Genomic DNA, 21,242 nt, shown 5'->3' on the forward strand with positions numbered 1-21,242 from the left:
TGTGTCCCTTCGATCCTTAGAAATATCCCTGACGTTTTTTAAGCTCCATTGATCCAGACTGATCATGGTCGATCGCACGGCCTTGTCTTTCACTGGATGTCGCAACCAGCATTTCTTCAATAATTTCCGTCAGCGTCGCCGCCTCTGATTCCACTGCACCAGTGAGTGGGTAGCAACCAAGTGTTCTAAAACGTACGCTTTTATTCTCTACTTTTTCGTCTGGTTGAATGTCCATTCGATCATCATCAACCATGATTAACATGCCATCGCGCTCCACGACTGGTCGCTCAGCGGCCAAGTAAAGCGGTACAATATCAATGCCTTCTAAATAGATGTATTGCCAGATATCCAGTTCTGTCCAATTTGAGAGAGGGAATACTCGGATACTCTCACCCTTGTTGATTTGCCCGTTATAGGTTTTCCATAATTCAGGGCGTTGGTTCTTTGGATCCCAGGTGTGATTTTTGTCGCGGAAAGAGTAAACGCGCTCTTTGGCTCTGGATTTTTCTTCATCACGACGCGCCCCACCAAAAGCCGCATCAAAGCCATAGTGATTCAGCGCTTGTTTGAGCCCTTGAGTTTTCATGATATCCGTGTGTTTTGAGGAACCATGCACAAATGGATTTATCCCCATCGCAAGGCCTTCAGGGTTCTTATGTACCAAAAGCTCAAAGCCATAGTTTTTCGCCGTACGATCACGAAATTCAATCATCTCTTTGAATTTCCAATCGGTATCGACATGCAATAAAGGAAAAGGTATTTTCCCTGGGTAAAATGCTTTTCTAGCCAGATGCAACATGACTGAAGAGTCTTTACCGATCGAATACATCATGACCGGATTATCGAATTCGGCAGCGACTTCACGAATAATGTGAATACTCTCCGCTTCGAGTTGTTTGAGGTGAGTGAGTCTTTCTTGATCCATTTGTTGTGCTTCCTTTTTTTCGAGTAAAGGCCATTAAACCTCTACCAGACTGAATTCCTATGCACTCTTAACTTTGAGTACTTGAGTCGATGCCTCACCAAACCAAGCAAGATCTTTCGCTAATTCAACGACCTCGCCTACTACGATCAATGATGGAGCTTGAGCATCTCTCGCCAGATCCGTAAGATCCTTCAGTTGACCCACAAACACTTTTTGCGTCTGTTGAGTACCACGTTCAATGATGGCAATGGGTACGTTCGGGCTTCTTCCATGGAGAACCAATTGCTGCTGAATATAGTCGGATTTCATCAATCCCATATAAATCACAAGTGTTTGTTTAGGACGTGCGAGTGTCGACCAATCCATATCATCACTGTTTGGCTTTAAGTGCCCAGTAACAAACAAAGCAGATTGAGCGTAATCGCGGTGGGTAAGAGGAATGCCGGCATACGCCGTTGCACCAGCAGCTGCGGTGATACCCGGAATAACTTGAAACGAAATACCCGCTTGCGCCAACACTTGAAGTTCTTCGCCCCCTCGTCCAAACATAAAAGAGTCACCTCCTTTAATTCGAACCACTTTGTGACCGCTTTGAGCAAACTCGAGAAGTAGCTGGTTAGTCTTTTCCTGAGGTACGCTGTGGTGGCCGGCTCGTTTACCAACGCACACCAACACCGTGCTTTCTGGCACCAATGCCATTATTTCGTCAGACACGAGATAGTCATATAAAACGACATCTGCCTGCTGCAAATAATTAAGAGCCTTGAGCGTCAATAACTCAGGGTCGCCAGGGCCAGCACCGACCAACGCAACTTCACCAGACTGAAGTATCGACGTCGGTAACTTAGGCTTTACCGAACTCGTCACCAACTGAGGTGTCGTTTTCAATTCCGTTATTGGGTTAAAAGGCTGTTCCATTGTGGCCGTCCATCGCGTCTCTGATGATGGCATTATGACCAACTGGCTATATTACCGGAAATTCTAAAATTTCATTTTTTATTCCAAAAACCACTATAGGATTTATTTGCAGACTTTTGTTACACGGAACAACGCAAGGCTAGCTAACAGCAGCTATTGTTAACAGCACAATGTGCATATGAGACTTACAAGCCAAATATCACAATAACAATCAATTCAGATCACACTTTACCTATGTATGAAAAATAAATTTCACATCAAATTGATACAATCTGCATGTTTTGAAACAAATTTCCATAAAAAGGATATGAAGATGAAAGTGGCAGTGAAACCGATTTCGATCGCCGTTCTTAGCGGTATGCTTGCAATAGCAGGCCCAGTCATGGCTGATGAAATTAAGCTTAGAATAATCGAGACAACCGACATTCATACGAATGTGATGGATTATGACTACTACAAAGACAAGCCTTCACAAAAGATCGGCTTAGCTCGAACTGCCACTTTGGTTAAAGAAGCACGTAAAGAAGTCACCAACAGCGTTTTAGTTGATAATGGCGACCTTATCCAAGGGAGTCCAATGGGTGATTACATGGCTGCTAAAGGGGTCAAGGACGGCGATGTTCACCCTGTCTATAAGGCTATGAACCAGCTTAATTATGATGTGGGTAATATTGGTAACCATGAGTTTAACTACGGACTCGACTTTCTAGCGGCAACGCTAAAGGGAGCTAACTTCCCTTACGTCAGCGCTAATGTGTTTGATAAAAAGACAGGGGAACACTACTTCAAGCCTTACCTCATCAAAACCCATACCTTCAAAGACAGTGACGGAAAAGCTCAAGAAGTTAAGATAGGGTATATCGGGTTTGTTCCACCGCAAATCATGGTGTGGGATAAGAAAAATCTCGAAGGTAAAGTGTTTGCAAAAGATATTAAAGCGACCGCTGAAGAGTTAGTACCTCAAATGAAGAAAGAGGGCGCCGATATTGTTATTGCCATCCCTCACTCTGGTGTATCCAGCGATCCTTACAAAACTGGCGCAGAAAACTCAACGTATTACCTCTCTGAAGTTGAAGGTATCGACGCGATTGCATTTGGGCACTCTCATTCGGTATTTCCAGGTAAGGGCTTTGACAACATTCAAGGTGTCGATAACCAAAAAGGCACTATCAATGGCGTCGCTGCCGTCATGCCAGGCCGCTGGGGCAGCCATGTCGGTGTCATGGACTTAATGTTAGAGAAGGAGGGCGACAGCTGGAAAGTCACTAATGCACAAACTGAAGCTCGTCCTATCTATGATGCGAACAATAAGAAAGCCATGGTTGACGCCGATAAAGGGATAGTAGCGGCGATCAAAGATGACCATGATGCTACCCGTGACTTCGTCAACCAGCCAATTGGTAAAGCAAATGATGTCATGTACAGCTTCCTGGCATTAGTACAAGATGACCCTACCGTACAAATCGTTAACTTGGCACAAAAAGACTATGTAGAAACCATGATCCAAGGCGACCCTGACTTGGATGGTCTCCCAGTCCTTTCTGCTGCAGCGCCATTTAAAGCGGGCGGTCGAAAAAATGACCCAGCTAACTTTACTGAAGTTGAGTCAGGCCAACTGACTTTCCGAAATGCTGCCGACCTGTATCTCTATCCAAACACGCTTGTGGCATTAAAAATGTCAGGTAAAGAAGTAAAAGAATGGCTAGAGTGTTCTGCTGGGCAATTTAAACAAATTGATATTACCACTGACCAACCACAGTCTCTCATTGATTGGGATGGCTTCCGTACATATAACTTTGATGTTATGGATGGGGTAAACTATCAAATCGACGTAACCCAACCAGCTCGTTACGATGGCAACTGCAAGCCACTGAATGAAGACAGTGAGCGTATTGTCGGTCTGACCTACCAAGGTAAACCTATCGATATGGATCAAACCTTCATTGTCGCGACCAACAACTATCGCGCATACAGTAACAAGTTCCCGGGAACAGGCAGTGAGTTTATCGCCTTTGATTCTCCAGATGAAAACCGCACTATCGTGGCAAATTACATCTCTAAGATCAGTAAAGAAAAAGGGGAAGTGACACCTAGCGCTGATAACAACTGGACGTTTGCGCCGATTACATCAAAAGTAAAAGTTGATGTTCGTTTTGAGACATCACCTTCTGACAAGGCGGCACAATTTATTAAAGACAAAGGTCAATATCCAATGGAGAAAGTCGCGACGGATGACGTTGGCTTTGCTGTCTATCGTATAGACCTACAAAAATAATTCGCCTGCTCATGAGTATTAAGCCACGCTGACGCGTGGCTTTTTTAATTCATCCGGTTTACTCTAAACGCTGAACAACTATAGGTGATAAGTGAATGCTAACTTGGAAAACAAAGACATTTAATGAATTAAGTACACTAGAGTTGTATCGACTACTAAAATTGCGAGTTGATGTGTTCGTTGTTGAGCAAACTTGCCCCTATCCAGAGCTCGATGATAAAGATCACCAAGAAGGCGTACACCAACTACTTGGCTATCATGGGGATGAACTTATCGCCTGCGCGAGACTGTTACCTAAGGGGGCCAGCTACAATGAGGTTAGCATTGGGCGTGTTGCGACTAAAGAAAACCATCGAGGAAATGGGCTAGGACATGATCTCATTGATCAGGCAATCAAAGAATGTGACCGACTATGGCCAAATGAAAATATCACAATTGGTGCTCAGTATCATCTTCAAGCCTATTATGGAAAGCATGGATTTTGTGCTTGTTCAGAGCAATATCTCGAAGACGATATCCCACATATAGACATGAGACTGACGCGATAGCGTCAGCCTGATTACGCTACTTACTACGTCCAAAACCGCCGTCTGATAGACGGAAAAACATAACAGATTGCTCGCCTTTTTCGATCTGCAAGATATCGAGCTGCCCCTCTGGGCTGTACTTGAAGCGAATAAGCTGCCCCTGTTTAATTCGGCTTAACGGTTTGTCACTGCCTTCAACACGAGCCAGCGAATTCAGATCAGCCATCGGCAGTTGATTCTTGCGAAAAACTTGCGCCAACGTATCGCCTTTCTTTACCGTATATTCATGCCATTGCGTCTCAACCGCCTCTTCAGCTTGGACAACACCGCTTTGTTCACTCAATGATTGAGTATTAACGCTCACCGTCACACGTTGATTAGTTGGACTTGGTTGTGACACATCGCCCTCACTTGAAGGCCAAAGCAATAATACAATTACGACAGGGGCGATGACACTCAATAAACGACGATGCAACCGAGGTAAGCCCAGCCAAAACGTACGGGACTTTTCCTTAGCTCTTAACCCTTCTGATTGAATGGTCATTTTTATCTTTGAAAAGTCGATGTTTGCCCATAAGGTCTTAAACGATTGTAAGGGATCGCTTTTCTGCTTTTTCCTTTGACGACGATTCATTCCTATCCGTCTCCTGCTACACAACGGCTCCAGTTTAAGAAAACCCACGATCAGAGTATAGAAAAATCGTAGGAAAACCTATTTATAGCAGTCTAATGTCACAAGTTTTACAACTTCCTCAAATTAAATAGTAAAACTTCTTAAGACCATTCCGGTTTTATTTCAGAACTGGTATCCTTTCGGCTTCATTCGATAAGTAAAGAGAGACCGTCATGTCTGACGTGAAATTAGAAACTGTAGAACAAAAAGCAAGCTACGGTATTGGTCTACAAATGGGCCAACAACTTGCTGGAAGCGGCCTAGAAGGTCTTAACGTTGATGCGATCGCTAAAGGTATTGCAACAGCGCTTACTGGTGATATGCCAGAAATCGAAATTGATGAGATCAACAACGCATTACAAGATCTGCACACACGTGCGGAATCTGCGCGTCAAGAAGCGGCTAAAGCAGCTGCAGCAGACGGTGAAGTATTCCTAGCAGACAACGCACTTCGTCCAGAAGTGACTGTTCTTGAATCTGGTCTACAATACGAAATCATCACTGAAGGTACTGGTGAAATTCCAACTTCAGACAACACTGTACGTGTTCACTATCACGGCGAGCTAACTGACGGTACTGTTTTTGACAGCTCTGTATCACGTGGCCAGCCAGCTGAGTTCCCAGTAACTGGCGTAATTAAAGGTTGGGTTGAAGCACTTCAACTAATGCCTGTTGGTTCTAAGTGGAAACTTTGTATCCCGCAAGATCTTGCATACGGTGAGCGCGGCGCTGGCGCAGCAATCCCACCATTTGCAGCACTTGTATTTGAAGTAGAGCTTCTAGAAATCCTAGGCTAATCTTCAAAGAAAAAATATACCAAGCAGTGATTCGTCACTGCTTTTTTTTTGTCTACACTTACGATCGAGCACATTTAAATGGATCGTATTATGAACAACACTCTTCCCTTCGCATTATCATTTTCTCTTTTGACCTTACCAGTAATGGCCGAATTCGATTTACCCAAGATTGACTCAGACTCAGCGAATAGTCTGCTGAGTAGTGCTAATTCATTGAGCCAATTTAAAGACTCCGCGATGATCAATGACCTAACAAATAATTTATCAGTGTCCCCCGAGCAAGCCTCTGCTGGCGCAGGAGCGCTACTCTCTTTAGCTCAGAGTCAACTGGGAACTAGTGGCGTAACCGAGCTCCACTCACTCATTCCGGGTCTGTCATCTTTGGATAGTAGTGGATTACTAAAATCGGTGGAAAGTATGGAGGGTGTTAAAAGTGCCTTCTCATCCGTTGGGCTCGACCCAAGTATGATTTCGCAATTTGCGCCTGTCGTATTGGAATACTTAGGAAAACAGGGCGCGAGTTCCGAACTGCTCAGTTCGCTAACGAGCCTTTGGCAATAATTGATAGCGATAAGCTAACGTCGCCTCTAAGAACTGAGTTTCCAATATCTTAGTTCACTAAAATGCAGATACAAAAAAGCCGAGCATAAATGCTCGGCTTTTCAGTTCTTACGAACCTACTGATTACTCAGCAGCAGCTTCTTCAGATGCTTCTGGGCGATCTACAAGCTCAATGTAAGCCATTGGAGCTTTATCACCAGCACGGAAGCCAGCTTTTAGGATACGTGTATAACCGCCTTGACGGGCAGCAAAACGTGGACCTAGTTCGTTGAATAGTTTCGCAACTACTTCGTTATCACGAGTACGTGCAAATGCTAGACGACGGTTAGCAACACTGTCAGTCTTAGCTAGTGTAATCAAAGGCTCAACTACGCGACGTAGCTCTTTTGCTTTAGGCAATGTAGTCTTGATTACTTCATGACGTACAAGAGAGCTAGCCATATTGCTGAACATCGCTTTGCGATGACTGCTGTTGCGGTTGAGTTGACGACCACTCTTACGATGGCGCATGACCTAATCCTTCTAACTAGTATCGATTAATCTTCAGCGATAGACGCTGGTGGCCAGTTTTCTAGGCGCATGCCCAGAGAAAGACCACGTGATGCAAGTACGTCTTTAATCTCAGTAAGAGATTTTTTACCAAGGTTAGGCGTTTTAAGTAGCTCAACCTCAGTACGCTGTACAAGATCACCGATGTAGTGAATCGCTTCTGCTTTCAGACAGTTAGCAGAGCGAACTGTTAGTTCAAGATCGTCTACAGGACGCAGTAGAATAGGATCGAACTCCGGCTTCTCTTCTTTCTCCTCAGGAACACGTACATCGCGAAGATCTACGAATGCATCCAATTGCTCAGCTAAAATAGTAGCTGCGCGACGGATAGCTTCCTCAGGTTCAAGAGTACCGTTCGTTTCCATGTCGATGACAAGCTTGTCTAAGTCAGTACGTTGTTCTACACGAGCTGCTTCAACAGCATAGGCGATTTTATCGACTGGGCTATATGTAGCATCTACAAGTAGACGACCGATTGGACGCTCATCTTCTTCAGTATGGATACGAGCTGAAGCTGGAACGTAACCACGACCACGTTCAACTTTGATACGCATAGCGATCTCAGCGTTGTCATCCGTTAGGTGACAAATAACGTGTTCTGGGTTAGCGATCTCTACATCACCATCATGGGTGATGTCACCTGCAACAACAGGGCCTGAGCCTGATTTATTCAGCGTAATGAATACTTCATCTTTGCCTTCGGCAACGCGAACAGCTAGACCTTTCAAGTTAAGCAATATCTCAAGGATATCTTCTTGAACGCCTTCTTTAGTGCTGTACTCGTGCAGAACGCCTTCTATTTCAACTTCTGTTACAGCACAACCTGGCATAGAAGATAATAGAATGCGACGAAGTGCATTACCTAGAGTGTGACCGAAACCACGCTCTAATGGCTCAAGAGTTACTTTTGCGTGTGTCGTGCTGATCTGTTCAATATCAACAAGACGTGGCTTAAGAAATTCTGTTACAGAACCCTGCATTGTGTCCTCTCTTTTGTTTAAACCTTACTTAGAGTAAAGCTCGACGATCAAGTGTTCGTTAATGTCAGCAGATAGGTCAGAACGCTCAGGCATACGCTTGAATGTACCTTCCATCTTACCAGCATCTACTTCAATCCAAGTTGGTTTTTCACGTTGTTCAGCAACTTCTAGAGCAGCCTTAATACGAGCTTGCTGTTTAGCTTTCTCGCGGATAGTAACAACGTCGTTAGCCGAAACTTTGAAAGAAGGAACGTTTACAACTTTACCGTTAACTACGATAGCTTTGTGGCTAACTAGTTGACGTGCTTCTGCGCGAGTTGCGCCAAAGCCCATGCGGTAAACTACGTTGTCAAGACGACCTTCAAGAAGCTGAAGTAGGTTTTCACCCGTGTTGCCCTTAAGGCGAGCAGCTTCTTTGTAATAGTTACGGAATTGTTTTTCTAGAACGCCGTAGATACGACGAACTTTTTGCTTCTCACGAAGCTGAACGCCATATTCAGATAGACGACCGCGACGAGCGCCGTGTACACCTGGTGCGTTATCAATTTTACACTTGGTATCGATCGCACGTACACCAGACTTAAGGAATAAGTCAGTACCTTCGCGACGGCTAAGCTTCAGCTTAGGACCCAAATATCTTGCCATGATTCTTCTCCAATTATCCCAGAAACGTTATACGTTTATACGCGACGTTTCTTAGGTGGACGACAACCGTTATGAGGGATTGGTGTAGCATCAACAATGTTTGTGATGCGGAAACCAGCAGCGTTCAGTGCACGAACAGTAGATTCGCGACCTGGACCTGGACCCTTAACCATAACTTCCAAGTTCTTTAGACCGTATTCTTTCGCCATTTCAGCACAACGTTCAGCAGCAACCTGTGCAGCAAACGGAGTGGATTTACGAGAGCCACGGAAACCTGAACCACCTGCAGTAGCCCAAGCAAGAGCGTTACCTTGACGGTCAGTAATGGTTACGATTGTATTATTGAAAGAAGCATGAATGTGCGCTACGCCATCAGCAACTTGCTTGCGTACGCGCTTACGAGCGCGTGTTGGTTGTTTAGCCATTGTACTCTACCTTCCCGACTATTTCTTGATCGGCTTACGCGGACCCTTGCGGGTGCGAGCGTTGGTTTTAGTACGCTGTCCACGTAGTGGTAGACTGCGACGATGACGAAGACCACGGTAACAGCCAAGGTCCATAAGACGCTTGATGTTCATTGATACTTCACGACGTAGATCACCTTCTACAGTGTATTTTGCAACACCATCACGCAGTTGATCGATCTGTTCTTCATTTAGTTCACTGATCTTAACATCTTCAGCAATACCCACTTCAGCTAGAATAGCTTGAGAGCGAGTCTTACCGATGCCATAAATCGCAGTTAATGCGATTACAGCATGCTTTTGATCAGGAATGTTAATGCCTGCTATACGGGCCATTATTCACTCCATAGTGTATCGAAAAGAATTATCCGCAACAAAGCCCGTCTAGGATACGTTGCGGGATACTACTTCTTTTGCACGCAAAAGGTAGGTCGAGGAATATACTCGACCATACCTCATATTTCAAGTAAAAACTTCTGCTTAATTAGCCTTGGCGCTGTTTGTGCTTTGGCTCACTGCAGATCACTCGCACAACACCGTTGCGCTTAATGACTTTACAGTTACGGCAGATTTTTTTAACGGAAGCACGAACTTTCATTGCTAAACTCCGTAAATGAAATCTGAATTAACGGCCGGAGCCCTTCAGATTTGCTTTTTTCAACACAGAATCATACTGTTGAGACATCAGATGAGTCTGTACCTGTGCCATGAAATCCATGATAACTACCACTACGATTAGTAGTGATGTGCCGCCAAAATAGAAACGTACGTTCCAAGCGACCATCATGAACTCGGGAATCAGACATATAAAGGTAATGTATAGCGCACCCGCTAGGGTTAATCTAGTCATTACTTTATCGATATACTTCGCTGTCTGCTCTCCTGGGCGGATACCGGGTACGAATGCACCAGACTTCTTCAAATTATCTGCTGTTTCTCTTGGGTTGAAAACCAACGCCGTATAGAAGAAACAGAAGAAAATTATCGCTGCAGCATAAAGCATTACATACAATGGTTGACCAGGGCTAAGAGCCAAAGACACATCAGTTAACCAACCGAATGCGCTGCTCTCACCATTTTGACCAAACCACTGAGCCAATGTTCCAGGGAACAGGATAATACTTGATGCAAAGATTGCCGGAATTACACCTGCCATGTTGATTTTCAACGGCAAGTGAGTACTTTGAGCTGCAAATACCTTACGGCCTTGCTGTCTTTTCGCATAGTTAACGACGATTCGACGTTGACCACGCTCCATGAACACTACAAAGTAAATAACTGCAAAAGCTAATACAGCAATAAACAACAAAAGAAGAACGTGCAGTTCACCTTGACGCGCTTGCTCGATTGTTTGACCGATTGCCGAAGGCAACCCAGCAACAATACCTGCAAAGATGAGAATAGAAATACCATTCCCGATTCCACGCTCTGTAATTTGTTCACCTAACCACATTAAGAACATGGTACCGGTTACTAAACTTACGGTCGCAATTAGCGTAAACATGGTTTGGTTGATAACAACCAGATTATTGACCATGTTTGGAAGGCCAGTTGCAATACCTATTGCCTGGAAAGTTGCAAGTACAAGCGTACCATAACGCGTATATTGGCTAATCTTACGACGCCCTGCCTCACCCTCTTTTTTGAGTTCGGCTAACGCTGGATGAACTACAGTTAGCAACTGGACAACAATAGATGCCGAAATATACGGCATGATGCCCAGTGCTAAAATAGATGCACGCTCTAGAGCACCACCGGAGAACATGTTAAACATTTCTACGATGGTACCTTTTTGCTGTTCGAACAAATCGGCAAGTACAGCCGCGTCAATACCAGGAATCGGCACAAAAGAGCCAGCACGAAACACGAGTAACGCACCAAGTACGAATAAAAGGCGCGACTTGAGCTCGTTTAAGCCACTTTTTGCACTGTTAAAATCTTGTCCTGGTTTCTTAGCCATCTGTACCTCATCCCTCGAGATTATTCCTCGATTTTACCGCCTGCAGCTTCGATTGCAGCTTTAGCACCTTTAGTCACGCGTAGACCTTTAACAGTCACAGCTTTCGTTAGTTCACCTGAAAGAACAACTTTTACAAATTCGATGTTCTTAGTGATAACGTTAGCCGCTTTAAGACTGTTTAGATCAACAACGTCACCTGTTACTTTCGCTAGCTCAGCTAGACGAACTTCAGCAGACACTAGGCTCTTACGAGAAGTGAAACCGAATTTAGGTAGACGCTGTTTCAAAGGCATTTGACCGCCTTCAAAGCCTGGACGAACACTGCCGCCAGAGCGTGATTTTTGGCCTTTATGACCACGACCTGCTGTTTTACCAAGGCCAGAACCGATACCACGGCCTACGCGCTTCTTAGAAGGCTTAGAACCCGCAGCCGGTGATAGAGTATTCAAACGCATTCTGATTACTCCTCAACTTTAACCATGTAGTAAACCTTGTTGATCATACCGCGTACACACGGAGTATCTTCAAGTTCTACTGTATGGTTGATTTTACGAAGGCCTAAACCTTTAAGACACGCTTTGTGCTTAGGTAGACGACCGATTGAACTCTTAGTTTGAGTCACTTTAATAGTATTAGCCATGGTTCTTACTCCGAAATCGATTCAACAGTTAGACCACGCTTAGCAGCTACCATTTCTGGTGACTTAACGTCTACTAGACCAGCAATCGTTGCGCGAACAACGTTGATTGGGTTAGTTGAACCGTAAGCTTTCGCTAATACGTTGTGAACACCTACAACTTCAAGTACTGCACGCATCGCACCGCCGGCGATGATACCAGTACCTTCTGCAGCTGGCTGCATGTAGATCTTAGAGCCCGAATGACGACCTTTCACCGCGTGGTGAAGAGTGCCTTCGTTAAGCGAAATCGTAACCATGTTACGACGTGCTTTTTCCATTGCTTTTTGAATCGCAGCAGGTACTTCACGGGCTTTACCGTAACCGAAACCTACACGACCGTTACCGTCACCAACTACTGTTAGTGCAGTGAAGCTCATGATTCGACCACCCTTAACCGTCTTAGAAACACGGTTAACAGCGATTAGCTTTTCTTGCAAATCACTAGCTTGTTGTTGTTCTTTTGCCATCGTCCAACCCTACCTTAGAATTTCAGACCAGCTTCGCGAGCAGATTCTGCTAGCGCCGCTACTCGACCGTGGTATTGGAAACCAGAGCGATCGAATGCAACTGTAGAAACGCCTTTTTCAAGAGCGCGTTCTGCAATTGCTTTACCAATTGCTTGAGCTGCTTCGATGTTACCAGTGTTCTTAACTTGCTCACGGATCGCTTTTTCTACAGTAGAAGCGGAAGCGATGACCTCAGAGCCGTTTGATGCGATAACCTGAGCGTACACATGACGTGGAGTACGGTGTACAACTAGGCGAGTTGCACCCAGTTCTGCAATCTTACGACGCGCACGTGTAGCACGACGGATGCGAGATGCTTTCTTATCCATAGTGTTACCTTACTTTTTCTTAGCTTCTTTGGTACGCACATTTTCATCTGCGTAACGAACACCTTTACCTTTATAAGGCTCAGGCTCACGGTAAGAACGAATGTCAGCTGCAACTTGACCTACTAATTGCTTATCGCAACCAGTAATGATGATCTCAGTTTGGCTAGGACACTCGGCTTTAATACCCGCTGGCAACTCGTGCTCAACTGGGTGAGAGAAACCTAGAGTTAGGCCTACAGCGTTGCCTTTAATAGCAGCACGGTAACCAACACCCTTAAGAGTAAGTTTCTTAGTAAAGCCTTCGGTAACACCAACAACCATGTTGTTAACTAGTGCACGAGCAGTACCTGCTTGTGCCCAAGCGTTAGCAACACCTTCTTTCGGTCCGAAAGTTAGGTTGTTCTCTTCCTGTGCAACAACTACTGCGCTGTTAAGAACGCGAGTAAGTTCACCTTTGCTACCTTTTACAGTAACTTCTTGGCCGTTTAGTTTCACCTCTACGCCAGCTGGAATAGCGACAGGTGCTTTAGCAACACGAGACATAGTCTACTCCTATTAAGCTACGTAACAGATGATTTCACCGCCAAGGCATGCTTTACGAGCAGCACGGTCTGACATCAGACCCTTGGAAGTAGATACGACAGCAATACCCAAACCACCCATTACAGATGGTAGCTCGTTGTTCTTCTTGTAAACACGAAGACCAGGACGAGATACACGTTTGATTTGCTCGATTACAGGTTTAGCTTGGAAGTACTTAAGTGTAACTTCTAGCTCAGGTTTTGTTTCGCCTTCAACAGCGAAATCTGTAATATAACCTTCAGCTTTTAGCAAAGCAGCAATTGCAACTTTAAGCTTTGAAGAAGGCATTTTAACAGCAACTTTATTTGCTGCCTGACCGTTACGAATACGGGTCAGCATATCCGAAATCGGATCTTGCATGCTCATATGATTTACTCCAAATGATTAAGTGGCAATTACCAGCTAGCCTTACGAAGTCCAGGAATCTCGCCTTTCATGCAAGCTTCGCGAACTTTAATACGGCTGAGACCGAACTTACGTAGGAAACCGTGTGGACGACCAGTTTGGTTGCAACGGTTGCGCTGACGTGATGCACTTGAATCACGTGGAAGAGATTGCAGTTTAAGAACCGCATTCCAACGATCTTCTTCTGATGCGTTAACATCGCTAATGATAGCTTTTAGCGCAGAACGCTTTTCTGCGAACTTAGCTACTAGCTTCGCGCGTTTTACTTCGCGCGCTTTCATTGATTGTTTAGCCATAACAGTAACCCTTCACCTTACTTACGGAATGGGAAGTTAAAGGCAGCCAGCAGAGCTCGGCCTTCCTCATCGTTTGCAGCAGACGTCGTAATAGTGATGTCTAGGCCACGAACACGGTCTACTTTATCGTAGTCGATTTCCGGGAAGATGATTTGCTCGCGAACGCCCATGCTGTAGTTACCGCGTCCGTCAAAAGACTTAGCGCTAACGCCACGGAAGTCACGTACACGTGGAAGTGCGATAGAGATTAAACGCTCTAAAAATTCCCACATACGTTCGCCACGCAAGGTTACTTTACAACCAATTGGGTAGCCTTCACGAATTTTGAAACCTGCAACAGATTTACGCGCTTTAGTGATAAGTGGCTTTTGACCAGAGATCGTTGCCATATCAGCTGCTGCGTTTTCTAGCAGTTTCTTATCGTTGATTGCTTCACCAACGCCCATGTTTAGGGTGATTTTCTCAATCCTAGGGACTTGCATGACGCTTGAGTAGCTGAACTCTTTGGTCAGTTCAGCAACTACAGACGACTTGTAGTAATCATGCAGTTTCGCCATAGTAGAACTCCAAATTACTTCTAATTAGTTAGAAACAGTTTCGCCGTTAGATTTGAAGAAACGAACTTTCTTGCCATCTTCGATACGGAAACCGATGCGGTCTGCTTTACCAGTAGCCGCGTTGAAAACTGCAACGTTAGAAGCATCAATAGCTGCTTCTTGTTCAACGATGCCACCTTGTTGACCTAGAGCCGGAACCGGCTTTTGGTGCTTCTTAACAAGGTTAATGCCTTCAACGATAACTTTACCGGTCGCTAGAACCTTAGTTACTTTACCTTTCTTGCCTTTATCTTTACCAGCAAGAACGATTACTTCGTCGTTACGACGGATTTTAGCTGCCATGTTGCCGCTCCTTACAGAACTTCTGGTGCTAGTGAAACAATCTTCATGAATTTCGCATTACGAAGTTCACGAGTCACTGGACCAAAGATACGTGTGCCGACTGGTTGCTCAGTAGTGTCGTTCAACAATACACAAGCGTTGCGGTCGAAGCGAATGACAGAGCCATCTGGACGACGTACGCCTTTACGGGTGCGAACTACCACCGCCTTCAGGACATCACCTTTTTTTACTTTACCGCGAGGAATTGCTTCTTTCACAGTAACCTTGATGACATCACCGATGTGTGCATAACGGCGGTGAGAGCCACCCAGAACCTTAATACACATTACTCTACGAGCGCCGGAGTTATCCGCAGCGTCGAGTGTACTTTGCATTTGGATCATGTTAGTGCTCCGCTAAATATTAAAAACTAGACCCTCTCGGGTCGGGCTGCCTCTTTAAAGGGATGCGAACTATACCACCCTTTTTTGAGATTGGGTAGACAAAAAATAAGCGGCCCCCAAATTAAATCGGAGCCGCTTGATTTTTAAGCAGAATTCTTAATTAAGATTTCGCTTTTTCTACGATGTTTACCAATGTCCAAGACTTCATCTTAGACAGTGGACGACATTCACGAACTTCAACAGTGTCGCCAATGCCACACTCGTTGTTTTCGTCATGTGCGTGTAGTTTAGTCGTACGCTTTACGAATTTACCGTAAATTGGGTGTTTAACCATGCGTTCGATTGCAACAACAATAGACTTATCAGCCTTGTTGCTAATTACACGACCTAGTTGGGTACGAATTTTGTCGCTCATTATGCGCCTGCCTTCTCAGTCAAAACAGTTTTCACACGTGCGATATCACGGCGTACAGCTTTAAGAGTATGAGTTTGCTGAAGTTGACCAGTTGCACCTTGCATGCGCAAGTTAAACTGTTCACGTAGCAAATTCAATAGCTCGGCGTTAAGCTCTTCAACGCTTTTTTCGCGTAGATCTTGTGCTTTCATCACATCACCTGCTTAGTTACAAATGTAGTTTTGAACGGCAGTTTGCGAGCCGCTAGGCGGAACGCTTCACGTGCCAACTCTTCAGGTACACCGTCCATTTCGTACATAACCTTTCCAGGTTGGATTTGGGCTACCCAGTACTCAACGTTACCTTTACCCTTACCTTGACGAACTTCAAGTGGTTTTTCTGTGATTGGCTTATCTGGGAACACACGGATCCAGATTTGACCTTGACGCTTCACGTGACGTGTCATCGCACGACGTGCCGCTTCGATTTGACGAGCAGTCAAACGACCACGGCCAACAGCTTTAAGACCGAATTCGCCGAAGCTTACATCAGTACCTTTAGCTAGACCACGGTTACGACCAGTCTGAACCTTACGGAACTTAGTACGTTTAGGTTGTAGCATCTGTCGACTCCTTACTTACGGCCTTTACGCTGCTTCTTAGGCTTATCGCCTTTCGGCTCTACTGCGTTAGCAGCTGGCATTCCGCCTAGAATCTCACCTTTGAAGATCCAAACTTTAATGCCGATCACACCGTATTGGGTGTGAGCCGAAGAAGTTGCGTAATCAATGTCAGCACGTAGAGTATGTAGAGGTACACGACCTTCACGATACCACTCAGAACGTGCAATTTCAGCGCCGCCTAGACGACCGCTTACTTCCACTTTGATACCTTTAGCGCCTAGACGCATAGCATTCTGAACCGCGCGCTTCATAGCACGACGGAACATAACACGACGCTCTAGTTGAGACGCGATGCTATCAGCAACTAACTTGCCGTCTAGCTCAGGCTTACGTACTTCAGCGATGTTAATTTGCGCTGGTACACCTGCGATTTTAGCTACAGCTGTGCGTAGCTTCTCAACGTCTTCACCTTTCTTACCGATAACAACACCAGGACGAGCAGTGTGAATAGTCACACGGATGCTCTTCGCTGGACGCTCGATAACGATGCGTGATAGAGACGCTTTTGCTAGTTCCTTAGTAAGAAACTGACGTACCTTGAAGTCGCCGTCTAGGTTGTCAGCGAAATCTTTGGTATTAGCAAACCATGTAGCATTCCAAGGCTTAACGATGCCAAGACGAATACCATTTGGATGTACTTTCTGACCCATTGCTTATCTCCTAGCTTTTAGCGATCTGCTACAACAACAGTGATGTGGCTTGAACGCTTCAAGATACGGTCGGCACGGCCTTTAGCACGAGGCATAATACGCTTCATGATAGGGCCTTCATCTACGAAGATTTTAGCGACATTAAGATCGTCGATATCTGCACCTTCGTTATGTTCCGCATTCGCGATTGCTGATTCTAGAACTTTCTTGATCAATTCAGCAGCTTTTTTGTTGCTGAAAGTAAGTAGTTCTAGCGCTTGATCCACGTTTTTACCGCGGATTTGGTCTGCAACTAAGCGAGCTTTCTGTGGAGAAATACGAGCAAAGTTATGTTTAGCGATAGCTTCCATCATCTACTCCTATTTCTTCTTAGCTTTCTTATCTGCAGCATGGCCGCGATAAGTGCGAGTTGGTGCAAATTCACCCAGTTTGTGACCGATCATTTCTTCGGTAACGAAAACTGGTACGTGCTGACGACCATTATGGACAGCGATGGTCAAACCGATCATAGTAGGTATGATCATTGAGCGACGGGACCAAGTCTTAACAGGCTTTTTGTCTCCGCTTTCCACCGCTTTCTCTACCTTCTTCAGCAAGTGTAGGTCAATAAAAGGACCTTTCTTGAGAGAACGTGGCATGGCGATTCCTCTTTATAGATTATTTATTACGACGACGTACGATGTACTTGTCAGTGCGCTTGTTCTTACGAGTCTTAAAGCCTTTAGTAGGCTGACCCCAAGGAGATACTGGATGACGGCCACCAGAAGTACGACCTTCACCACCACCGTGTGGGTGGTCTACCGGGTTCATTACCACACCGCGAACGGTTGGACGAACACCGCGCCAGCGGCTAGCACCAGCTTTACCTAGTTCACGTAGCATGTGCTCTGCATTACCAACTTCACCGAGCGTAGCACGGCCTTCTGATAATACTTTGCGCATTTCACCTGAACGTAGGCGTAGAGTTACATATGCACCATCGCGAGCGATAAGTTGTGCGTATGCACCTGCAGAACGAGCAATTTGTGCACCTTTACCAGGCTTCAGCTCAACACAGTGAACTGTAGAACCTACAGGGATGTTACGCATCGGCAGAGTGTTACCTGCTTTGATTGGCGCATCAACACCTGACTGGATAGAGTCACCCGCTTGGATGCCCTTTGGTGCGATAATGTAGCGGCGCTCACCGTCTGCGTACAGAACTAGAGCAATGTTTGCGCTACGGTTTGGATCGTATTCTAGGCGCTCAACTTTCGCTGGGATGCCATCTTTAGTACGTTTGAAGTCAATCAAACGGTAGTGATGTTTGTGACCACCACCGATGTGACGTACTGTGATACGACCGTTGTTGTTACGACCACCGTTCTTAGAGTTTTTCTCTAGAAGTGGTGCGTATGGCTTACCCTTGTGCAGGTCAGTGTTAACAACTTTAACAACGTGACGACGACCAGGGGAAGTCGGCTTACATTTAACAATAGCCATTCTTAACTACTCCTGTTATTCCGCGCCGCCAACAAAGTCAAGGTCTTGACCTTCAGCCAAAGTAACATACGCTTTCTTAACGTCGCTGCGGCGACCTTGGCGTAGACCTTGGCGTTTAGTCTTACCCTTAAGAATAAGAGTATTTACAGACTTAACTTCAACTTCAAATAGCTTTTCAACAGCTGCTTTGATCTCTTTCTTCGTTGCATCTTTTGCTACTTTGAAAACGATAGTGTTCGCTTTCTCTGCAGCCATAGTTGCTTTCTCAGAAATGTGCGGAGCACGTAGAACTTTTAGGATACGCTCTTCAGTGATCATGCTAGCATCTCCTCAACTTGCTTAACTGCGTCAGCAGTCATTAGAACCTTGTTGAAGCCGATTAGACTTACTGGATCAATCGCAGCAACGTCACGAGCATCAACTTTGTAAAGGTTACGAGCAGCTAAGAATAGATTCTCATCTACTTCGCTAGTCACAATAAGAACGTCCGAAAGCTCAAGTTCATTAAGCTTAGCAATTAGCTCTTTTGTTTTTGGTGCTTCAACTGAGAAGTTGTCTACAACAACTAGACGCTCTTGACGAACAAGCTCAGAAAGAATGCTTTTCATAGCACCGCGGTACATTTTTTTGTTTACTTTTTGGCTGTGATCTTGTGGTTTCGCAGCAAAAGTAACACCACCTGTACGCCAGATTGGGCTACGAATTGTACCAGCACGCGCGCGGCCAGTACCTTTTTGACGCCATGGCTTAGCGCCACCGCCAGATACTTCAGAACGAGTCTTTTGAGCACGAGTACCTTGACGAGCACCTGCTGCATAAGCAACAACTACTTGGTGTACAAGAGCTTCGTTGAAGTCACGTCCGAAAGTAGTCTCGGAAACAGTTAGTGCATCAGCACCTTTAACCATCAATTCCATTACTTACTCCTAGACGTTATGCTTTAATAGCTGGTTTAACGATCACGTTGCCGCCTGTTGAGCCTGGTACTGCACCTTTAATAAGGAGCAAACCGCGCTCAGCGTCAACACGTACGATCTCTAGGTTTTGAGTCGTTACACGCTCAGCACCCATGTGACCTGCCATTTTCTTGCCTTTAAATACGCGACCTGGAGTTTGGCATTGACCAATTGAACCCGGTGCACGGTGAGACAAGGAGTTACCGTGAGTCATATCTTGAGTAGAGAAGTTCCAACGCTTAACAGCGCCTTGGAAGCCTTTACCTTTAGATGTACCAGTAACGTCTACTTTTTTAACGTCGTTGAATAGTTCTACATTTAGCTCAGCGCCAAGTTCAAACTCTTCGCCGTTTTCCAAACGGAATTCCCAAAGACCGCGACCTGCTTCAACACCTGCTTTCGCAAAGTGGCCAGCTTCTGGCTTAGAAACACGGCTAGCTTTCTTCTCACCTGCAGTGATTTGGATTGCTGCATAACCGTCAGTCTCAAGTGATTTAACTTGAGTTACACGGTTCGCTTCAACCTCAACAACTGTTACAGGGATAGAAACGCCTTCTTCGGTAAATACGCGGGTCATACCCACTTTACGTCCGACTAGACCAATCATTATTCTTATCTCCCTTAACCTAGGCTGATTTGAACATCAACGCCAGCAGCAAGATCAAGACGCATTAGAGCATCAACAGTTTTATCTGTTGGCTCAACGATGTCGATCAAACGCTTGTGAGTACGAATTTCGTACTGATCACGTGCATCTTTGTTGACGTGTGGAGAGGTAAGAACAGTGAAACGCTCTTTACGAGTAGGAAGTGGAATAGGACCACGAACCTGTGCGCCGGTACGCTTAGCTGTTTCAACGATTTCCGCAGTAGACTGATCGATTAGCTTGTAATCAAAAGCCTTTAGGCGGATACGAATACGTTGGTTCTGCATGAGACAGAGCTCCAAAATTAATTATTACACAAACAATATCGCCACTCATACTCGCTAAGGCGAGAGAATGTCGATTGATTTATGTGAAACCGTAGCATTCTAATTGAATGCATTGTCAGCTAATTTTCGATTAACCTAAATCTGTTTTAGTGTGTAAACGCTAAAACATAAGGGTTAATTGTATTAACTGCGAACATAAGCTGAGTCTACGTTACTAAACATCTACGTGAGTAGGCGTTTACTCCTCAGTGCTCATTGGTTCACAACTGGCTAGGCCAGAGCGCGCCATTATACAGAACAAGTTAGGAGTTGCAATAGGTGAAGGGAAATTAATCAATGGGTGGTTGTTTGGGTGTGGATAAAGAAAACCAAAACAGAGTCTGATGGATTGATAAATGAATAAATTAGGCTATTCATTCAATAACATAGAGCCGAAAGGAACAGAAGAAAATGACGACATACGACAATAGGCCAATAAAAAGAGGAGCCTAAGCTCCCCTTTTTTAGTGCGGTATTCGCAAGATTTTGCTAAAAATTAAGCAAAGATCTTAGCAACAACACCAGCGCCTACTGTACGGCCACCTTCACGGATAGCGAAACGTAGACCTTCGTCCATTGCGATTGGAGCGATTAGCTCAACAACCATTTGGATGTTGTCGCCAGGCATTACCATTTCTACGCCTTCTGGTAGAGAGATATCACCAGTTACGTCAGTTGTACGGAAGTAGAACTGTGGACGGTAGCCTTTGAAGAACGGAGTATGACGGCCGCCTTCGTCTTTAGAAAGTACGT

Annotated in this window: 35 protein-coding genes and 1 pseudogene; 4 read left to right on the top strand and 32 right to left on the bottom strand. The window is 45.1% G+C overall.

Annotated features, from left to right (window positions below; all coding sequences use genetic code 11):
- Positions 1-16: 16 nt before the first annotated feature.
- Positions 17-943 (bottom strand): annotated as a pseudogene (gene cysD, locus L4D05_RS23075) (sulfate adenylyltransferase subunit CysD); the annotation flags it as partial.
- Between the two features lie 39 nt (positions 944-982).
- Entirely contained in the window at positions 983-1,843 is an 861-nt protein-coding gene (gene cobA / locus L4D05_RS23080) for a uroporphyrinogen-III C-methyltransferase (RefSeq protein WP_428754798.1), read from the bottom strand.
- 313 nt (positions 1,844-2,156) lie between these two features.
- On the opposite strand from cobA, the gene cpdB reads away from it, so the two are divergent.
- Positions 2,157-4,118 carry a 2',3'-cyclic-nucleotide 2'-phosphodiesterase gene (cpdB, locus tag L4D05_RS23085; protein WP_428795395.1) on the top strand — a complete coding sequence of 654 codons (1,962 nt, stop codon included), beginning with the start codon at positions 2,157-2,159 and terminating at the stop codon, positions 4,116-4,118.
- A 95-nt stretch (positions 4,119-4,213) separates the two neighbouring features.
- A complete protein-coding gene (locus L4D05_RS23090; RefSeq protein WP_428795396.1) occupies positions 4,214-4,666 on the top strand; it encodes a GNAT family N-acetyltransferase in 453 nt (150 codons plus the stop codon).
- Between the two features lie 16 nt (positions 4,667-4,682).
- Here L4D05_RS23090 and L4D05_RS23095 read toward each other — a convergent pair whose 3' ends face one another.
- Positions 4,683-5,279, bottom strand: a complete 597-nt coding sequence (locus L4D05_RS23095; protein ID WP_428795397.1) for an OapA family protein — start codon at positions 5,277-5,279, stop codon at positions 4,683-4,685.
- Between the two features lie 212 nt (positions 5,280-5,491).
- On the opposite strand from L4D05_RS23095, the gene bamJ reads away from it, so the two are divergent.
- Both bamJ and L4D05_RS23105 read left to right on the top strand, forming a co-directional pair.
- The gene (gene bamJ, locus L4D05_RS23100) at positions 5,492-6,115 is read left to right on the top strand and encodes a BamJ family beta-barrel-assembly machinery protein (RefSeq protein ID WP_428754802.1); all 624 of its coding nucleotides are present in this window, start codon (positions 5,492-5,494) and stop codon (positions 6,113-6,115) included.
- 90 nt (positions 6,116-6,205) lie between these two features.
- Positions 6,206-6,676, top strand: a complete 471-nt coding sequence (locus L4D05_RS23105) for a DUF2780 domain-containing protein (protein ID WP_428795398.1) — start codon at positions 6,206-6,208, stop codon at positions 6,674-6,676.
- Positions 6,677-6,799: 123 nt separating this feature from the next.
- On the opposite strand, the gene rplQ is transcribed toward L4D05_RS23105, so the two are convergent.
- From rplQ to L4D05_RS23250, 29 genes are all read right to left on the bottom strand, one after another.
- Positions 6,800-7,186 (bottom strand): 50S ribosomal protein L17, encoded by a 387-nt coding sequence (gene rplQ, locus L4D05_RS23110; protein WP_031493230.1) that lies wholly within the window; start codon positions 7,184-7,186, stop codon positions 6,800-6,802.
- Positions 7,187-7,212: 26 nt separating this feature from the next.
- Entirely contained in the window at positions 7,213-8,205 is a 993-nt protein-coding gene (locus L4D05_RS23115) for a DNA-directed RNA polymerase subunit alpha (RefSeq protein ID WP_102471322.1), read from the bottom strand.
- A gap of 24 nt (positions 8,206-8,229) precedes the next feature.
- The gene (gene rpsD, locus L4D05_RS23120; RefSeq protein ID WP_265677369.1) at positions 8,230-8,850 is read right to left on the bottom strand and encodes a 30S ribosomal protein S4; all 621 of its coding nucleotides are present in this window, start codon (positions 8,848-8,850) and stop codon (positions 8,230-8,232) included.
- A 35-nt stretch (positions 8,851-8,885) separates the two neighbouring features.
- The gene (rpsK, locus tag L4D05_RS23125; protein ID WP_001118870.1) at positions 8,886-9,275 is read right to left on the bottom strand and encodes a 30S ribosomal protein S11; all 390 of its coding nucleotides are present in this window, start codon (positions 9,273-9,275) and stop codon (positions 8,886-8,888) included.
- Positions 9,276-9,293: 18 nt separating this feature from the next.
- Complete coding sequence (rpsM, locus tag L4D05_RS23130; protein ID WP_102471324.1) at positions 9,294-9,650, bottom strand: 30S ribosomal protein S13; 357 nt, start codon at positions 9,648-9,650, stop codon at positions 9,294-9,296.
- 148 nt (positions 9,651-9,798) lie between these two features.
- Positions 9,799-9,912, bottom strand: coding sequence for a 50S ribosomal protein L36 (gene rpmJ, locus L4D05_RS23135; RefSeq protein WP_000868186.1), 114 nt, complete (start codon positions 9,910-9,912; stop codon positions 9,799-9,801).
- Between the two features lie 27 nt (positions 9,913-9,939).
- A complete protein-coding gene (secY, locus tag L4D05_RS23140; RefSeq protein WP_250619388.1) occupies positions 9,940-11,274 on the bottom strand; it encodes a preprotein translocase subunit SecY in 1,335 nt (444 codons plus the stop codon).
- 20 nt (positions 11,275-11,294) lie between these two features.
- Positions 11,295-11,729 (bottom strand): 50S ribosomal protein L15, encoded by a 435-nt coding sequence (gene rplO, locus L4D05_RS23145; protein WP_102471326.1) that lies wholly within the window; start codon positions 11,727-11,729, stop codon positions 11,295-11,297.
- Between the two features lie 5 nt (positions 11,730-11,734).
- Positions 11,735-11,914: a 50S ribosomal protein L30 gene (gene rpmD, locus L4D05_RS23150; protein ID WP_102471327.1), complete on the bottom strand. Its 180-nt coding sequence runs from the start codon at positions 11,912-11,914 to the stop codon at positions 11,735-11,737.
- 5 nt (positions 11,915-11,919) lie between these two features.
- Positions 11,920-12,420, bottom strand: a complete 501-nt coding sequence (gene rpsE / locus L4D05_RS23155; protein WP_265677366.1) for a 30S ribosomal protein S5 — start codon at positions 12,418-12,420, stop codon at positions 11,920-11,922.
- Between the two features lie 14 nt (positions 12,421-12,434).
- The gene (rplR, locus tag L4D05_RS23160; RefSeq protein ID WP_250619389.1) at positions 12,435-12,788 is read right to left on the bottom strand and encodes a 50S ribosomal protein L18; all 354 of its coding nucleotides are present in this window, start codon (positions 12,786-12,788) and stop codon (positions 12,435-12,437) included.
- Between the two features lie 9 nt (positions 12,789-12,797).
- The gene (gene rplF / locus L4D05_RS23165; protein ID WP_265677365.1) at positions 12,798-13,331 is read right to left on the bottom strand and encodes a 50S ribosomal protein L6; all 534 of its coding nucleotides are present in this window, start codon (positions 13,329-13,331) and stop codon (positions 12,798-12,800) included.
- A gap of 12 nt (positions 13,332-13,343) precedes the next feature.
- Entirely contained in the window at positions 13,344-13,736 is a 393-nt protein-coding gene (rpsH, locus tag L4D05_RS23170) for a 30S ribosomal protein S8 (RefSeq protein ID WP_265677364.1), read from the bottom strand.
- A gap of 29 nt (positions 13,737-13,765) precedes the next feature.
- Positions 13,766-14,071, bottom strand: coding sequence for a 30S ribosomal protein S14 (gene rpsN, locus L4D05_RS23175; protein WP_265677363.1), 306 nt, complete (start codon positions 14,069-14,071; stop codon positions 13,766-13,768).
- Positions 14,072-14,088: 17 nt separating this feature from the next.
- A complete protein-coding gene (gene rplE, locus L4D05_RS23180; protein WP_250619391.1) occupies positions 14,089-14,628 on the bottom strand; it encodes a 50S ribosomal protein L5 in 540 nt (179 codons plus the stop codon).
- A 24-nt stretch (positions 14,629-14,652) separates the two neighbouring features.
- A complete protein-coding gene (rplX, locus tag L4D05_RS23185) occupies positions 14,653-14,970 on the bottom strand; it encodes a 50S ribosomal protein L24 (protein WP_006075571.1) in 318 nt (105 codons plus the stop codon).
- 11 nt (positions 14,971-14,981) lie between these two features.
- Positions 14,982-15,353 (bottom strand): 50S ribosomal protein L14, encoded by a 372-nt coding sequence (gene rplN, locus L4D05_RS23190; RefSeq protein WP_017036074.1) that lies wholly within the window; start codon positions 15,351-15,353, stop codon positions 14,982-14,984.
- A 160-nt stretch (positions 15,354-15,513) separates the two neighbouring features.
- Positions 15,514-15,768, bottom strand: a complete 255-nt coding sequence (gene rpsQ, locus L4D05_RS23195) for a 30S ribosomal protein S17 (protein ID WP_265677362.1) — start codon at positions 15,766-15,768, stop codon at positions 15,514-15,516.
- Positions 15,768-15,959, bottom strand: a complete 192-nt coding sequence (rpmC, locus tag L4D05_RS23200; RefSeq protein ID WP_102471336.1) for a 50S ribosomal protein L29 — start codon at positions 15,957-15,959, stop codon at positions 15,768-15,770. Before rpmC ends, rpsQ begins: the two co-directional genes overlap by 1 nt.
- A complete protein-coding gene (rplP, locus tag L4D05_RS23205; RefSeq protein ID WP_265677360.1) occupies positions 15,959-16,369 on the bottom strand; it encodes a 50S ribosomal protein L16 in 411 nt (136 codons plus the stop codon). The genes rpmC and rplP overlap by 1 nt, the downstream gene beginning before the upstream one ends.
- Positions 16,370-16,380: 11 nt before the next feature.
- Positions 16,381-17,079, bottom strand: a complete 699-nt coding sequence (rpsC, locus tag L4D05_RS23210; RefSeq protein ID WP_265677359.1) for a 30S ribosomal protein S3 — start codon at positions 17,077-17,079, stop codon at positions 16,381-16,383.
- A 17-nt stretch (positions 17,080-17,096) separates the two neighbouring features.
- Positions 17,097-17,429, bottom strand: coding sequence for a 50S ribosomal protein L22 (gene rplV / locus L4D05_RS23215; RefSeq protein WP_102471339.1), 333 nt, complete (start codon positions 17,427-17,429; stop codon positions 17,097-17,099).
- Between the two features lie 9 nt (positions 17,430-17,438).
- The gene (rpsS, locus tag L4D05_RS23220; RefSeq protein ID WP_102471340.1) at positions 17,439-17,717 is read right to left on the bottom strand and encodes a 30S ribosomal protein S19; all 279 of its coding nucleotides are present in this window, start codon (positions 17,715-17,717) and stop codon (positions 17,439-17,441) included.
- A 19-nt stretch (positions 17,718-17,736) separates the two neighbouring features.
- Positions 17,737-18,561, bottom strand: coding sequence for a 50S ribosomal protein L2 (rplB, locus tag L4D05_RS23225; RefSeq protein ID WP_102471341.1), 825 nt, complete (start codon positions 18,559-18,561; stop codon positions 17,737-17,739).
- A gap of 15 nt (positions 18,562-18,576) precedes the next feature.
- The gene (gene rplW / locus L4D05_RS23230; protein WP_031495626.1) at positions 18,577-18,879 is read right to left on the bottom strand and encodes a 50S ribosomal protein L23; all 303 of its coding nucleotides are present in this window, start codon (positions 18,877-18,879) and stop codon (positions 18,577-18,579) included.
- A complete protein-coding gene (gene rplD, locus L4D05_RS23235; protein WP_265677358.1) occupies positions 18,876-19,478 on the bottom strand; it encodes a 50S ribosomal protein L4 in 603 nt (200 codons plus the stop codon). The genes rplW and rplD overlap by 4 nt, the downstream gene beginning before the upstream one ends.
- A gap of 16 nt (positions 19,479-19,494) precedes the next feature.
- On the bottom strand, positions 19,495-20,124 hold the full coding sequence (rplC, locus tag L4D05_RS23240; RefSeq protein WP_265677357.1) for a 50S ribosomal protein L3: 630 nt from the start codon (positions 20,122-20,124) through the stop codon (positions 19,495-19,497).
- Between the two features lie 14 nt (positions 20,125-20,138).
- Positions 20,139-20,450, bottom strand: coding sequence for a 30S ribosomal protein S10 (gene rpsJ, locus L4D05_RS23245; protein WP_005417222.1), 312 nt, complete (start codon positions 20,448-20,450; stop codon positions 20,139-20,141).
- Between the two features lie 535 nt (positions 20,451-20,985).
- Positions 20,986-21,242: EF-Tu C-terminal domain-related protein (locus tag L4D05_RS23250; RefSeq protein ID WP_489686392.1), on the bottom strand; the 257-nt coding region annotated here is incomplete at its 5' end.

It is taken from the genome of Vibrio nomapromontoriensis (assembly GCF_050337205.1).
Classification (GTDB): domain Bacteria; phylum Pseudomonadota; class Gammaproteobacteria; order Enterobacterales; family Vibrionaceae; genus Vibrio; species Vibrio nomapromontoriensis.